The sequence below is a fragment of the Nostoc sp. TCL240-02 genome, assembly GCF_013343235.1.
Lineage (GTDB): Bacteria > Cyanobacteriota > Cyanobacteriia > Cyanobacteriales > Nostocaceae > Nostoc.
In genome coordinates this window covers 250,168-264,904 of sequence record NZ_CP040094.1, presented here as the reverse complement: position 1 = coordinate 264,904, position 14,737 = coordinate 250,168, and the positions used below count along the sequence as shown (strand labels likewise).

10 protein-coding genes are annotated in these 14,737 nt (G+C 40.3%); 7 read left to right on the top strand and 3 right to left on the bottom strand.

Annotated features, from left to right (window positions below; all coding sequences use genetic code 11):
* Positions 1-172 precede the first annotated feature (172 nt).
* The 3 genes from phoU to FBB35_RS01280 are packed head-to-tail and all read right to left on the bottom strand — an operon-like array spanning position 173 to position 2,995.
* A complete protein-coding gene (phoU, locus tag FBB35_RS01290; protein WP_174708144.1) occupies positions 173-841 on the bottom strand; it encodes a phosphate signaling complex protein PhoU in 669 nt (222 codons plus the stop codon).
* Between the two features lie 28 nt (positions 842-869).
* The gene (locus tag FBB35_RS01285) at positions 870-2,189 is read right to left on the bottom strand and encodes a cell wall metabolism sensor histidine kinase WalK (protein ID WP_174708143.1); all 1,320 of its coding nucleotides are present in this window, start codon (positions 2,187-2,189) and stop codon (positions 870-872) included.
* 53 nt (positions 2,190-2,242) lie between these two features.
* Entirely contained in the window at positions 2,243-2,995 is a 753-nt protein-coding gene (locus tag FBB35_RS01280; RefSeq protein ID WP_174708142.1) for a winged helix-turn-helix domain-containing protein, read from the bottom strand.
* A gap of 466 nt (positions 2,996-3,461) precedes the next feature.
* On the opposite strand from FBB35_RS01280, the gene FBB35_RS01275 reads away from it, so the two are divergent.
* From FBB35_RS01275 to FBB35_RS01250, 7 genes are all read left to right on the top strand, one after another.
* On the top strand, positions 3,462-4,445 hold the full coding sequence (locus tag FBB35_RS01275; RefSeq protein WP_174708141.1) for a hypothetical protein: 984 nt from the start codon (positions 3,462-3,464) through the stop codon (positions 4,443-4,445).
* A gap of 53 nt (positions 4,446-4,498) precedes the next feature.
* Positions 4,499-5,578 (top strand): hypothetical protein, encoded by a 1,080-nt coding sequence (locus FBB35_RS01270; RefSeq protein WP_174708140.1) that lies wholly within the window; start codon positions 4,499-4,501, stop codon positions 5,576-5,578.
* A 614-nt stretch (positions 5,579-6,192) separates the two neighbouring features.
* Positions 6,193-9,429: a PAS domain-containing protein gene (locus tag FBB35_RS01265; protein ID WP_174708139.1), complete on the top strand. Its 3,237-nt coding sequence runs from the start codon at positions 6,193-6,195 to the stop codon at positions 9,427-9,429.
* Positions 9,430-10,300: 871 nt separating this feature from the next.
* Positions 10,301-12,007, top strand: a complete 1,707-nt coding sequence (locus FBB35_RS01260; RefSeq protein ID WP_174708138.1) for a fasciclin domain-containing protein — start codon at positions 10,301-10,303, stop codon at positions 12,005-12,007.
* 559 nt (positions 12,008-12,566) lie between these two features.
* Complete coding sequence (locus FBB35_RS34105) at positions 12,567-12,944, top strand: transposase (RefSeq protein WP_254625605.1); 378 nt, start codon at positions 12,567-12,569, stop codon at positions 12,942-12,944.
* A 40-nt stretch (positions 12,945-12,984) separates the two neighbouring features.
* Positions 12,985-13,524, top strand: a complete 540-nt coding sequence (locus tag FBB35_RS34100; protein ID WP_254625779.1) for an IS630 family transposase — start codon at positions 12,985-12,987, stop codon at positions 13,522-13,524.
* 121 nt (positions 13,525-13,645) lie between these two features.
* A complete protein-coding gene (locus FBB35_RS01250; RefSeq protein ID WP_174708137.1) occupies positions 13,646-14,668 on the top strand; it encodes an IS4 family transposase in 1,023 nt (340 codons plus the stop codon).
* Positions 14,669-14,737 lie beyond the last annotated feature (69 nt).

Here is a 14,737-nt window from a genome sequence, read left to right as displayed (position 1 = left end):
ATTAATGACTAACTAATCAGGGTTAGAAAAACAAATCGCTCGCTATCGCAAATGTTAAGACAGATCCGGGTAATGGATAGTCTTAAAAAGAGGGGAACTAAAATCAAGATCTACCCCATTTATTGGGGAGCTAGAGGTAGTGAATTTAGGCTGTTGACTCATGAACCGTCAATTAAGAGCGTTGACCAGTGACAATATATGCTACCCTCTGACCAATATTAGTTGCATGATCTGCCATCCGTTCTAGACAACGAATTGCCAGTGCTAGCAGCACAATTGGCTCGACTACACCAGATACATCCCGTTGTTGGGCTAAAGTTTGATAAACACGATCGTAAGCATCGTCTACAGTGTCATCTAGGTGCTTTAAACGGCGACCACCGCCTTCATCGAAATCTCCCAAAGCCTTCAAGCTAGTTGCTAGCATCGCCTGCGCGTGAAGGGACATGGCTTCGATTTCAGATAAACACGTATGAGGCGCATAAGGAAAAATTTTAATCGCAATCTCAGCTAAATCTTCAGCATAATCACCAATGCGCTCTAAGTCTCGCACCAGTTGCATAAAGGCACTCAAGCAGCGCAAATCCTGGGATGTAGGCGCTTGCAGCGTCATAATCGCCGTACAGTCTGATTCGATTTGCCGATAAAAGCGATCAATCTTTTTATCTAATAGAGGAAGTTCCTCTGCTGCTGTTAAGTTACGAGCAAATAACGCTTGGTGGCTGAGGCGAAATGATTGTTCTACCAAAGCACCCATGCGTAATACGTCCCGTTCTAAGCGCCTAATGGCGCGTGCTAGTTCGGGTCTTTGAGGATTGGAACCATAATGGACAGCTTTCACACTTGTTGTCTTAAAGGTGAAGATATTACTAACTATAGTCTTGGCTTAAGGAGTTTGCCATAACTTCAGGAAATTGAAGTTGCATCCACGCACCACCGGTTTCTGGATGGTTCATAGCTTTGATTGAGCCACCGTGGGCGATCAGAATTTGCTCAACGATCGCTAATCCTAATCCATTGCCAACGATCGCCCCGATGGAGTTACTATCTTGTGGGGAATGGGTTCGCGCCTTATCTCCTCGATAAAATCGCTCAAAAACGTGTGGTAAATCTGCCTCAGAAAACCCGACTCCAGAATCAATAAGATTTATTTCTAGAATTGGAGAAGCCTGATCATTATCTTTTATTGATAAAATTTTCGCTTCAACACGAATGCTTGTAGAAGGAGGACTATATTTAATACTGTTGTCTAGCAAGTTAAGAAAAACTTGGAAAATCCGAGCTTGATCTGCTTTAATCCAAAGATTTTCTGGGCCAGAATAAGAAAGAGATAGATGTTGGCGCTGTGCTAACGGTTCTAGTGTTTCCCACACAGATGTAACTAGCGATCGCAATTCTACAGCTTTGGCTTGCAATTGCATGGTTGGGTTTGCTTCCATTTGGGTCAGGTCTAACCAGCTTTGCACTAAGTTAATCAGCCGATCGACTTCCTGCATCAAACGGTTAACCCAGCGATTTAGAGGCGGTTCCAAGCGGATTTGTAAAGTTTCCACCACCAAGCGAATCGAAGTCAAGGGCGTTCTGAGTTCGTGGGCTAAATCAGAAAAAGAGCGATCGCGTACTTGATTTATGTCTAATAGGGGTTGACGATTTTCTAAAAATACTCCTACTTGTCCATTGGGTAAAGGCAAACTAGATGCCCGCAAAGCCAGAGATTTTATTGTTTGCATCTCTGCCGCATCATCACAAGATGGATGAAATATCCATTCTCCCGTTTGTGGTTTTTGCCAATCACGAGTTTGCTCAATTAAATGGTCAAGTTCGTAAGACCGTACTAACTCTAGTAGTAAGCGTACTTCTTCTGGTTGCCACCTTTGCAGATACAAAATTTCCTGCGCCTGCCGATTACACCACAGCAGCTGATTTTCCTCATCTACCTGCAAATATCCCACTGGTGCAAAATCTAGCAAGTCTTGGTAAGTTTGCAATGACTGCTGCAAATCTTGCCGTTGCAGTTTCACCATCGCTATTTCCTGCCATAACCCAGGAATCAGCAGCAGTCCCATCTTGTCAGAATGCGAGGTTAACGGTCGGAATAAGCGCCCCAGGTAGCGGTTAAGTTGAACCTGTTGCCAAATCCAAAACCCAATGCCTACTGCTAAACCTAGAAAAAATCCCAATAAAAGCATTTGAGTTGTTAGTTTGTTGGTGACTACTAAAAACTAACAACTATCTAAACTAATTATCCAAACCTATAGCCAAAACCTCGTACAGTCACAATATATTCGGGATGACTGGGGTCTTGCTCTAATTTTTCGCGCAACCAGCGAATATGAACGTCTACGGTTTTACTATCACCAACGAAATCTGGCCCCCAAACCTGATCTAGTAATTGTTCCCGCGACCATACCCTCCGAGCGTAACTCATAAACAATTCCAGCAAGCGGAACTCTTTAGGTGAAAGGCTCACTTCTTGACCACGAACCAGCACCCGACATTCTTGAGGATTCAAGGTAACATCTTTAAATTTTAATATTGGTACTTGTGGTAAATTACTGAGGCGTTGGCGGCGGAGTAAAGCGCGACAACGAGCTACTAACTCACGCATACTAAAGGGTTTGGTCAGGTAGTCATCTGCTCCCACCTCCAACCCCAGAACGCGGTCAGTTTCACTACCCTTAGCACTGAGCATTAAAATCGGTACTGGATTGCCTTGATGACGCAGCAAACGGCATATATCTAGCCCATTGATTTGCGGCAGCATCAAATCAAGAATGATCAAATCAAAAGGAAGTTCTCCTGAATTGGTTTCAAAACTTTTGAGATACTCTATAGCAGACCGCCCATCAGGGGCAGTTATCACCCCATAACCTTCTTCTTCCAAGGCTACAGCTAGCATTTCCTGGATTAATTCTTCGTCTTCTACTACTAGAATACGGCTGGTTTGTCCAATTTCCGTTCTGGCAGAGTATTTGGTCGATTCAGTGGTATACATTGATATCACAAAAGTCTGGGACTGTGCTTGTATCAATTAGCATGATTAAACTTATTATCTCGCCTTAGTGCAACGGCGCTTCTGCTAGAGTGAATTCTTTTAGATTTTCTTTACAAAAAGTGACACAAATCACATCACCCTCCTAAATCACCATGATTGCCAGCTTTTAATACTTTGTTGGGTGGCGCAATTATATAAAGCATTATCTTGACAAGAAGAGATGAGGTTAAGTATATTTATCTTAGTACAAAAATACTAGCTAGGCTCAAAGGGAAAACTATACCTGAAAAATAGAAGGACATAACTGTGGAAAATTCGTACCATCTAAGTGTCCTATATCGATCATTTCAGTATTTCCACTGCGTTAAAAATGTTGATTTAAAGGCTACTCTGATGTCTGCATAGGGTAGTCATTGGTATGGCTTGCTACCCAATAAATCATTTGCCTATTGAAGGGAGTTGGAAGATGACTACAGTTGGAGTCAAGGACAGCAAACAACAACTAATGCAAGCATTTCAACAAATTATTATCCAAAGAAAAAAGCTGGAATCTAAAATAGCAACCAAACAAGAGGAAGCAGACAAGGCAAAAAGTCAAGAAATTCTGCAAGCAGCTTCTGCATATACGGTTGATAGTATTGTCAAAGGTTTAGCTGATTTACAATTGGAGTTTGGCAGTATTCTCAATGCGTTATCTGAAAAACTGGCTCAGGAAAATTCTAAGTTAGATGAATTGAACCGAGCTATAGAAATTGAAACTCAACGCCTACAAGAGCTTCAACAAATCAGAGTTGTAGCGGATACTCTAGACATTTTAAGTCAAGAGCACCAAGAAAAATTAAAAACCCTAGAGCAAGATACTATCAGCAAAAGGGAAGCACTAGAAAAAGAAATTACAATTAGGCGGAAAGAATGGCAAAAAGAGCAAGCCGAGTATGAAGAAAAACTCCAAGAGTATAACGATTTATTAGCCAAAGAGCGCCAGCAGGAACAAGAAGAATCTCAGTATAAGTTAGAAACTACTCGTAAACTCAATACAGATAGCTACGAAGCGATAAAGCGCCAACAACAAAGAGAAATACAAGAGAATTCTCAAAAGAAAGATAAAGATTGGGCGCAACGAGAAAAGATATTCGCTGAACACCAACCACTGTTTGCAGACTATACACAAAAAGTAACTACATTTCCTAACGAACTTGAAGAGGCCGTTAAGAAAGCTAGAGAAGAAGCAATTAAAGAAACAAGCCAAAAAGCTAAAATTGAGGCTGATTTATTTGAGAGAGAATGGGAATCTAACAAACAGAGTTATGAGCAAAAAATTCAATCTCTGGAAGAAACAATTAAGAAACAGTCTGAGCAAATAGAAGGTATCTCTGCTCAATTGCAAACTGCATTAAAACAAGCACAAGACTTAGCTATGAGGGCTTTTGGTAGTTCTAACCCTAAATAGTTACGAGTCCCTAGCATCTTAAACATTTTTAATTCCTGAAGAGGAGGTTTGTTGTGGTGGTGAAAAAGCCGACTGATAAGAATACTAAAATAGAAATTCTTCAAGCGTATGAGGAGTTAGCTAAAGAAAAAGCAGCACTGAAATTGGAACTTGAAAAAGCTGCCAAAGAAAACCAATCTGGAACTAAAGAACAGGCTAAATTAGAACAAAAAACAGATATGAATCAGCTTTCTAGTATCCAACAGAAGATGAACAATACAATTGAAAGCTTGGCAAAGATTCAATTAGGTTTTGGCAGTGCTGCTAATGAATTATCGGAACAGCTAACCACAAAAGCCTCTAATTTGGAAGAAATCAGGCGAAATTTAGAAGAAGAAATCCAACAATTAACACAACTGCACAATTTAGAAATTTCTGATGATGTCTTGGATACTCTCATCCAATCTTATGAAGATAATACGAAAGCTTATCAGGAAGAATATAACCAGCGTTCCGAAGTTTTATTCCAAGAAATACTAGAACAAAGAAATATTTGGGGAAAAGAACAAGAAGAACAGCAACGGGCTATAAAAGAACGGAATGAAAACTTGAAGAAAACTCGACAACGCGATGCTTCAGAGTATAAATATAATTTAGAACTCCAACGACAACTGCAAAGTGACGAATACGAACAAGAGCAGAAAGCATTATATAAACAACTAGAAGAATTACTACAGGAGACAGAGAAACAATGGGCTGAACGAGAGAAAGCAATTTTTGAGAGAGAGAAACAATTTGAAGAATTAAAAGCTAAGGTAGAGGCTTTTCCGAAAGATAAAGAAGCAGCTATCAAAAAAGCTATAGAAGAAGGCAAAGGTATTGCCCACTACCAGGCGAAAGTAAAATCAGATTTATATTCTAAGGAAGTGGAAGGGCAAAAGCGTTTTTATGAACAAAGGCTGCAATCTCTAGAACAAACTATTACTAATCAAGAGACACGGATTCAAAATCTTTCTAAACAACTTGAATCTGCTCTCAAGCAAGTTCAGGATTTGGCAGTTAAAGCTATTGAAGGGACTTCAAATGTTAATTCATATCAGGCTATTAAAGAAATAGCTTTAGAGCAGGCAAAGACTCAAGCGAAAAATAAATAATACCGATTATTTTTGAGTTTGCACAGAGCAAGGGGCTTAAGCTCCTTGTTTTATCAAGGTTGATTTTGTGCCGCTTCCCATAGAATTGGTATAAGCTGATTTATTTTTATGACAATTGATTTTAGAGACTTAATTGAAATTAAGTCTCTAAAACTGACTATAAAGCTTTTATTCAGTTTTCTTTGGTTTTTTGATGTCTGGGGGAGGTTGTAGTTTCTTCTTTGTTCCGGTAGCCTGTGTTTGCTGAAATGCTTGATTAGAATTTGGCTCTTGACTAGACATAATACTAAATTTTAAAATCTTCGACAATATTATCTACATCACGGGTATTGTAGATTACAGAAATATATCACAAGAAATTTAAATTTTTAACTAAAAAACTAGTACATAATGTTAATAGTGTAATAATCATCACTTTATTTATACTTGAGATTAATTCGGCATAATCTTAATACCCTTCCCTGGATAGCTTTCTAAATTTAGACGTATCGGCAACTGCAAAAGCCGACTAGATAGTAATATTTTGCCTAAAAATGGAAGAAATAAAGCTAAAATTTATGTAAGTACAAGCCGTTGAATCTTAAATTAACTTTAAATTTATTTAACTTTACAGAATGCCAGACGCGGAAAAGTCCCAAAACCAGCTGGCTAATGAAAAGCTGCTGCATCGGCAAGTTAGTAAAAAAGCAAATTATTCGCTCTTAGCCAGTGGAGAAGAGGGAATGGTGCTTCAGTTGGCGGATGGTACTATTCAGGCTTGCAGCGCAGCTTGCAATCGCATTTTAGGACTAACTGCCCAACAGCTTGTAGGGCAAAATTTACTCGATTCCAAGTGGCAATTTCTTCATGAAGATGGCTCTCCTTTAACTAGCGAAACTCACCCAGCGATCGCTGCTCAAAAAACAGGTAAACCTTGCTTGGATTTGGTCTGTGGGTTTTATAAGCCAAATGGTGAGCTAGTGTGGCTATTGTTGTCTTCACAACCTCTGTTCCAAGCAGGAGTAAACACTCCCTTTGCGATCGTCACAACTTTTTCGGATATTACAGAATTTAAGCGCGCGCAGCTAGAGGAAAACTCTAGCTCTGCTGAAAATATTCAACAAGTTAATGCAAATGAATCTCAGATACTGTGGGATAGTCAACGTTTGTTGCAACAAATTGCTGGTACTCTTCCGGGGATACTCTACATATATGATCTCATTGAGCAGCGAAATGCTTATGTTAATTACGAAATTGCTCAAGGTTGGGGCTACACATCAGCAGAGATCCAGGCAATGGGAAAGGATTTATTTATCCAACTTCTACACCCTGAAGATTTAGCTCAACTCCCTACTTATTTTGAAAGATTTAATTCTGCGCGTCAGGGCGAAGTCCTTAGTTTTGAGTACCGCATTCGACACGCGAATGGAGAGTGGCGCTGGTTTTGTAGCTATGACACTGTATATAGCAAAACTGTTGAGGGATTACCGAAATATCTTTTAGGTATTGCTTTTGATATTACAGAGCGACGACACATAGAAAATTCGCTGCGGCAAAGTAATGAAAGATTTGAGCTAGCAGCTGCGGCGGTTAATTGCCTAATCTATGACTGGGAAATTCACAGAAGTACTGTGGAAAGAACTCAGGGTTTAACCCAGGTTTTTGGCTACACACAACAAGAAGCTGAACCTACCTTCGAGTGGTGGCAAAAACTCATTCACCCTGATGACCAACAAAGAGTTAATGACCAGTTTATGACTAGTATGGCCAATGGCAATCGTTATAGCATCGAGTATCGATTCCGTCACAAAGATGGCCGCTATTTATGTGTGCAAGACCAGGGGTTTGCTGTCCGGGATACAAATGGTCAGGTAGTTAGGGTGGTTGGTGCTAGTACTGATATTACCGAACAGCAAGCTGCGCTGCGCGAACGCCAGCAAATTGAAACAAACCTGCGCGAAAGTGAAGAACGGATTCGGTTAGCCACTACTGCTGCGGAACTGGGTATGTGGTTTTGGAATATCACCACCAACGAGTTAGTTTGGACAGAGAAATGTAAGGAGCTATTTGGACTCGCCCCAGAAGTCGAAATGGACTATGAGCTTTTTATCAACTGCATACATCCAGAAGACCGTCAACCTATTAATGAAGCGATCGCTCGTTGTTTTCAGGAAAAGGTTGAGTATGACATTGAATACCGCAGTCTTTGGTCTGATGGTAGCATTCATTGGATTGCTGCTAAAGGTCGTGTCTTTTACGAAGCCAACGAGCAGCCAGTTCGGATGATGGGTACTGCTCAGGATATTACTGGGCGCAAACAGATAGAAAATAATTTACGCCAGCGTGAAACTCAATTAAGGCGCTTAGTTGATTCCAATATTATTGGTATTATGTTCGCTACACCAGACCATATTACTGAGGCGAACGAGGCCTTTTTAGAAATGGTGGGTTATACGCGAGAGGAACTATTAGCAGGTAAAGTACGCAGAAAACAGATGACTCCACCGGAATATCACGCTCTTGATGAGCAGGGGATAGAGCAACTTTTAACGGTTGGAGTATGTAATCCTTTTGAAAAAGAATATATCCGCAAAGATGGTTCGCGCATTCCCATCCTAATTGGTGGTGCTTTGGTAGAGAAAGATCCGCCATCTTGGATCTGTTTTATTCTGGACTTAACCCCAAGGAAGCAATTAGAAAAGACACTTAGACAGCAAGCAGAGGAACTCAAACAGGCAAACCGAAACAAAGATGAGTTTCTCGCCATTCTCTCCCACGAATTGCGATCGCCCCTCAACCCCATTTTAGGCTGGTCATCGCTACTCAAAAGCCGCAAATTTGATGAAGCTACTACCAATCGGGCCTTAGAAACCATCGAAAGAAATACTCAATTGCAGATTCAATTAATTGATGAGTTGCTGGATGTATCCCGAATTATTCGCGGTAAGTTGAACCTGACTTTTGCCACTGTTAACCTAGCATCTGTAATTGATGCTGCATTAGAAACAGTCCGGTTAATCGCAGAAAGCAAATCCATCCAGATCAAAATACAGCTTGACCCTAATGTTGGTAAAGTGTCAGGCGATTATTATCGCTTACAGCAAGTTGTAGGGAATTTACTTTCGAACGCTGTCAAGTTCACTCCCCGTAACGGATCTGTGGAAGTCAGCCTATCATCAAGTGGGGAATTTACTTCCCACTCAGCACTAATTCAAGTTAAAGACACTGGACAAGGGATTTCCCCTGAATTCCTCCCCCACGCATTTGAATATTTTCGTCAAGCCGATAGCAGTACAACCAAAAAATTTGGCGGGCTGGGGTTGGGATTGGCAATAGTTCGCAACTTAGTAGAGTTGCATGGTGGAACTATAACAGCAGCTAGTCCAGGAGAAGGACAAGGAGCAATTTTTACTGTCAGACTGCCTGTGATCAAAGAGAGTAGGGGAGATGAGAAAACTGGGGGAGGCAGAGAGAAATTTAACTCGTTAGCGATCGCTGGACTACAGATATTGATTGTTGATGATGATGCTGATACACAGGAGTTTTTGCACTTTTTGCTACAACAGAATGGGGCACTAACAACTGTTGCAGCATCGGTAACAGAGGCGCTAGCTGTCATAGTCAAGACCATACCTGATGTGTTAATCAGTGATTTAGGAATGCCAGAGATGGATGGCTACAGCCTGATTAGGCTGCTCAGAGCTATGCCAAGGGAAGAGGGAGGGGAAATTCCGGCGATCGCTCTTACGGCTTATGCGGGAGAAAGCGATCGCGATCGAGTTTTAGCCGCTGGTTTTCAGAAACATATTGCCAAGCCAGTACAACCAACTGAATTAATAACCGCAATTGTAGATTTGCTAGGTCAAAGATAAGTAACACTTGTGACTGGCTCAAAATGCGAAGAGACGTTGCAATTCTCTGAAATTCAAATAAGACTTACGCAAATAATAGCCAAAACCTTTATTTTCAGGTAGGGGCAATTTATAAATTGTCCCTACGCGTGTAGGTTTGCCTGACTCTTATCAAAAATCCTAGTTTATCCTTGGATTGATTTCCATAAAATTGTCTTTTGCAAAAGAATAATTATGAGGTAAAAATCTTGGTGCAATCATGCCCTAAATCTTTGATTGCGATTGTTAATTTCCAGTCTAGTATTAGAAATTTTTCTATCAAGGACAACTATCTAAAGAGTGAAAGTTTTTGATCGTAATCCAGCCATTAGTTAGTTGTATAATCTCCATTAAAGGATAATAATACATGATATCGTCAATATACATTGCTACTTCTTAAACCTTGTCAAAGATCGTGATGCATTGAGCTTGACGGTATTAACCCTCGTCGGCAATTATAAAGAAACGGCTATTAAAAGCCAATTTTCTTACTGCCTGATGGCGATTTTATTATTGATAAAATCGTCTATTTGTACGAATGATCTTTATTATTGCAACGTAGGATATTAGCACAGAATAACTGATTATCGTTATTAGTGTTATCTGCGGTTCTTTAAAAATCAAATAGGAATATAATACTATTTGTGGTGAATATTTGGATAAATGTGATGAGATGTCAGAGCAGCTACTCATAATGTCCAACATTTTGATTTTCCAGAGTTAACGGTTGTATTTGGGGTTCCCATCCATAATCGATGTAAACCAAGCACTCATCTGGATATTTGTATTAACCTAACCTTGCACCCACTATTTTCCAATAGTCAATCCAAGAATTTCAAAAGAGGATATTTCTATGTTTAGTTTTTTTCGTTGGCCATCAGCAAGGGTTGCTTTACTAGTTCTGGGAATGACAGCTGCTACAATAACTCCCATCGTAATTTCTACCCCAGCTTCATCTCAAACTACCGTTCCATCTGAGACACCATCTCCAGCAACACCATCCCCTGCAACACCATCTCCAACTTCAACAGTTAACTTGTCTGATGTTTCCTCAGATTACTGGGCGCGTCCCTTCATTCAAGCCCTAGCTGACAATAACGTGATTGCTGGCTTTCCTGATGGCAGCTTCAGACCAAATCAAGCTGTGACTCGTGCTGAATTTGCCGCCCTGATTCAAAAAGCTTTCCCTAACCAAAACCGAGTTCGGCAATTAACCACAGGTGGATTTAGTGATGTTCCTGCTGGTTATTGGGCGGCTTCTGCAATTCAGTTCGCTTACGAAACTGGATTTTTAGCAGGCTATCCAGGGAATGTGTTTTCGCCAAATCAACAAATACCCAGGGTACAGGCGATCGTTGCTTTAACGAGTGGTTTAGGCTTAACCGCTAGCAACACTGGAACCAGTACTGACCTCAGCACCTACTACACCGATGCTTCAAGCATCCCGCAGTATGCCATTGCCAGTGTTACTACTGCAACACAATCTAATATTGTTGTTAATTATCCAGATGTAAAACAACTCAATCCTCAACAACCTCTAACTCGTGCTGAAGCTGCGGCACTCTTATATCAAGCTTTGGCTAAACAGGGACGAGTACAACCCATTGCTAGCAATCTTCCAGCTAGTCAGTATGTTGTTGGTGGAACTCAAACTGGTAGCGATATTGTGACTCTTGCTTCATCCAGTAGTTCTCTTACAACTCTGACTTCTTTATTAAAGGCAGCCGGCTTAACAGATGTTCTTCAACAGCCAGGCCCTTATACAGTCTTCGCTCCCACCGATCAAGCATTTGCTGCTTTACCTGCTGCTACCTTACAGCAGTTACAGCAACCAGAAAATAGACAAGCATTGATTAAGATTTTGACATATCACGTGGTTCCTGGTGCAGTCACTTCTAGTCAACTCGCGGCTGGGGAACTGCAAACTGCTGAAGAAAGACCTGTAAATATTCAAATCGATCGCGCTAGCAATCAAATCTCAGTGAATAATGCCAGAGTTATCCAGGCGGATGTTAAAGCTAGCAATGGTGTTATCCATGCAATTAACCAAGTCCTTGTCCCGCCTGATGTTAACATCAGTCAATTAAATCAACCACCAACAGGAAATGCAGATGGAACAACACCTAGTGTTAGACCAGGTAGAACTACTCTTGGTGGCCCCAGCTATATTGGGGTTGCTGGTAACATTGGTTTGAGCGGCAACGATACAGCTTTGAGCGATGGTAACTTTGCAGTAATCAGTAAAATTGGTCTGACACGTAATATATCAGTAAGACCATCGGTACTGTTTGGGGACAATACAGAGTTTTTGGTTCCCTTGACTTTGGATTTTAGACCTCGCGCAGCCGGTGAGGTAGGTAACGAAACCTTCTCTATATCTCCTTATATCGGTGCCGGCGTAGCCCTTGAAATTAATAACAATACTGATTTTGGACTACTCCTAACTGGTGGTGTAGACGTTCCTCTCGGTTCTCGATTTACCTTAAATGGCGCTGTAAATGCTGCTTTTATGGATCAAACTGATGTAGGGTTACAATTAGGACTTGGCTACAACTTCTAAGTCAACATATATTAGATCCCCCCAAGTCCCCCTTAAAAAGGGGGACTTTGAAAGATTTTTGCCCTTCTTAAAAAGAGTTTGAGCGGATCTAAGAATTTGAAAACACGCCCTAATAGTCTGTCAATTAAATTTTGGGGGATTGTTTGTATTATCCAAAACCTTTTAGTGACGCAAAATTTCGCGTCTCTACATCCGTCATTTTTATGTTGACAGACTACTAACCAAAGTTGCGGGTTATCAAATTCTACACCTGTCAATTCATGCGATCGCACACAATAAGCTGACGGTTGTGCTACGCGCAACCGTGACTTAGACTCAACTCTCAGTATAAATATTAAATAAGCTTATAGTATTAAAATTGATTTTTACTGAAATGCTTTTTGAACAGTAAATGCAAAAATAAATACTTCAAGTTTCAATAAAAATTCTTCATAAGTTATCGCATGAATGGATTTAGAAAAAACACGGGTGATACTACTAAACACGGTTTCAATATATAGCGGTTATCAGTCTACTTCAGTACAGTAGGAGAGAGCAATTCTACTGATAATTGGTGGTGATGAAAGCCTACTCTCTCGACTTGCGTCAAAAAATAGTTGATGCTTATGCCTGCGGTGACATTTCCCAACGAAAACTGGCTAAAAACTTTGGTGTCACCTTAAGTTTTGTGCAAAATTTACTCAAACGCCATCGAGAATTGGGGATGATAGGCCCCAAGGTGCGGACTGAGCAGACAGCAACAAAGTTGAATGCTGAACAGTTAGAAATCCTGCGCCAACTCGTCATAGCACAGCCCGATGCGACGTTAAGCGAATTGCGGGAACGACTTTACGAGAAAACAGAGGTCTTAATTGGGGTAGCTACGGTGAATCGGATGGTTCGCTGGAAACTTCACCTCAACCTCAAAAAAAAAGTCTCCACCTCACAAAAAAGGTAGTGATGAAGTCCAACTAGCCCGATTTGAGTACTGGAAACTCTTGAGGGGGATACCCGTCGAAGAGCTGATTTTCTTAGATGAATCGGGAGTTAATCTGTCCTTCATCCGCAAATGTGCCCGCGCCTTGCCTGGCCTTCAAACCTATGCTCAAAAGCCCAACCGCAAAGGGAAAAATGTCTCGGTAATTGGTGCAATTAGCTTGAAAGGACTGCTCACCCAATGGAGTGGCTTAGGTTCTATCGATGCTTTGACTTTTGATGCCTTCATCGCCCAAAAGCTCGTACCCAAACTTTGGCCTGGTGCAGTGGTGATCATGGATAACTGCTCAATCCATAAAAGTGATGAACTTGAAGCTTTGCTCATCGCTGCTGGCGCTCATCTCATTTATCTCCCCCCCTATTCTCCCGATTTTTCACCGATTGAGAATTGTTGGTCCAAGATTAAGAACATTCTCCGTCGCATCGGTGCAAGGACATACCCTGATTTACTCCAGGCATTAGATACGGCATTCGCAGAAGTGACAATAGAGAATTTGCTGGGTTGGTTTACTCACTGCTGCTACTGTACCTCACAAGACTGATAACCGCTATAATGCCGAGTATGTTGTTTAATCAGAAGTGTTGAATGTTAAGAAAAATCCGATAAAAATAGCCCAAAATATGGTAGTTTTGGGCTAAGGCTTAAAATATATTAGTTTGATTGTGATTATAAATTCATTTCCCAAAATTGTCAAAGATATACTGAAAAGCCTGCCAAAAAACGATTATCCAGTATTGAACAGTCGTCTGTTTTTTGAGTGCTGGCTATCCTATGCCCTGGATAACAGCTTAACAAGTATGCGAGATTTGTTTAACAGATTAAATAACAATTGTTTTGAGGTAGATATTTCTACTTTCTCTAAAGCAAATTTACATCGAAGCCAAAAACCTTTTCAAGAGATTTACCAAAAATTAAATGAATTAGTACAGAAGAAAGTTCAAAAAAAGTTACACAATAAATATGCAATTTGTCCAATAGATTCAACAATTATTACTCTCACAAGTAAATTGTTATGGGTACTAGGTCATCATCAAGTCAAGCTGTTTAGTTCCTTAAATCTCTCCACAGGAAGCCCAGAAGATAACTTCATCAATTTTGGACATGACCATGATTATAAATTTGGTTCCAAAATGATGTCTAGTCTCCCAATAAATGCTGTTGGAGTAATGGATAGGGGTTTTGCTGGATTAAAATTTATCCAAGAATTAGTACAAGAAAACAAATATTTTGTTTTGCGGATAAAAAACAATTGGAAACTAGAATTTGATGGCTCAAATGGATTGGTCAAAGTTGGTGCATCTGATGATGCTCAAGCTTATAGAGTAATTAATTTCTGTGATTTAGAGACAAAAACCGAGTTTCGCTTAGTGACTAATTTACCAGAGTCGGGAGATGCAGCTGTTCATGATGATGAAATTAGGGATATTTATCGATTACGTTGGGGAGTTGAATTGTTGTGGAAGTTTTTAAAGATGCACTTAAAACTTGACAAACTCATTACCAAAAACGTCAATGGTATTACCATACAAATTTACGTGAGCTTGATAGCCTATCTGATTTTACAGCTTTTATCTATTCCCGAACAATGGGGACATACACTATTAGATAAATTCCGCTATCTTCAATCTTGTATGTGTCAGAAAATCAGCTATGTTCATTGGTTTGAGGAGATGATGTTTTGCTGACTAATTTAAGCTTTTGAGACTTAGTGTAACTAATAATGTAAAGTTTTGTATCAGCATTCAACATTTCTG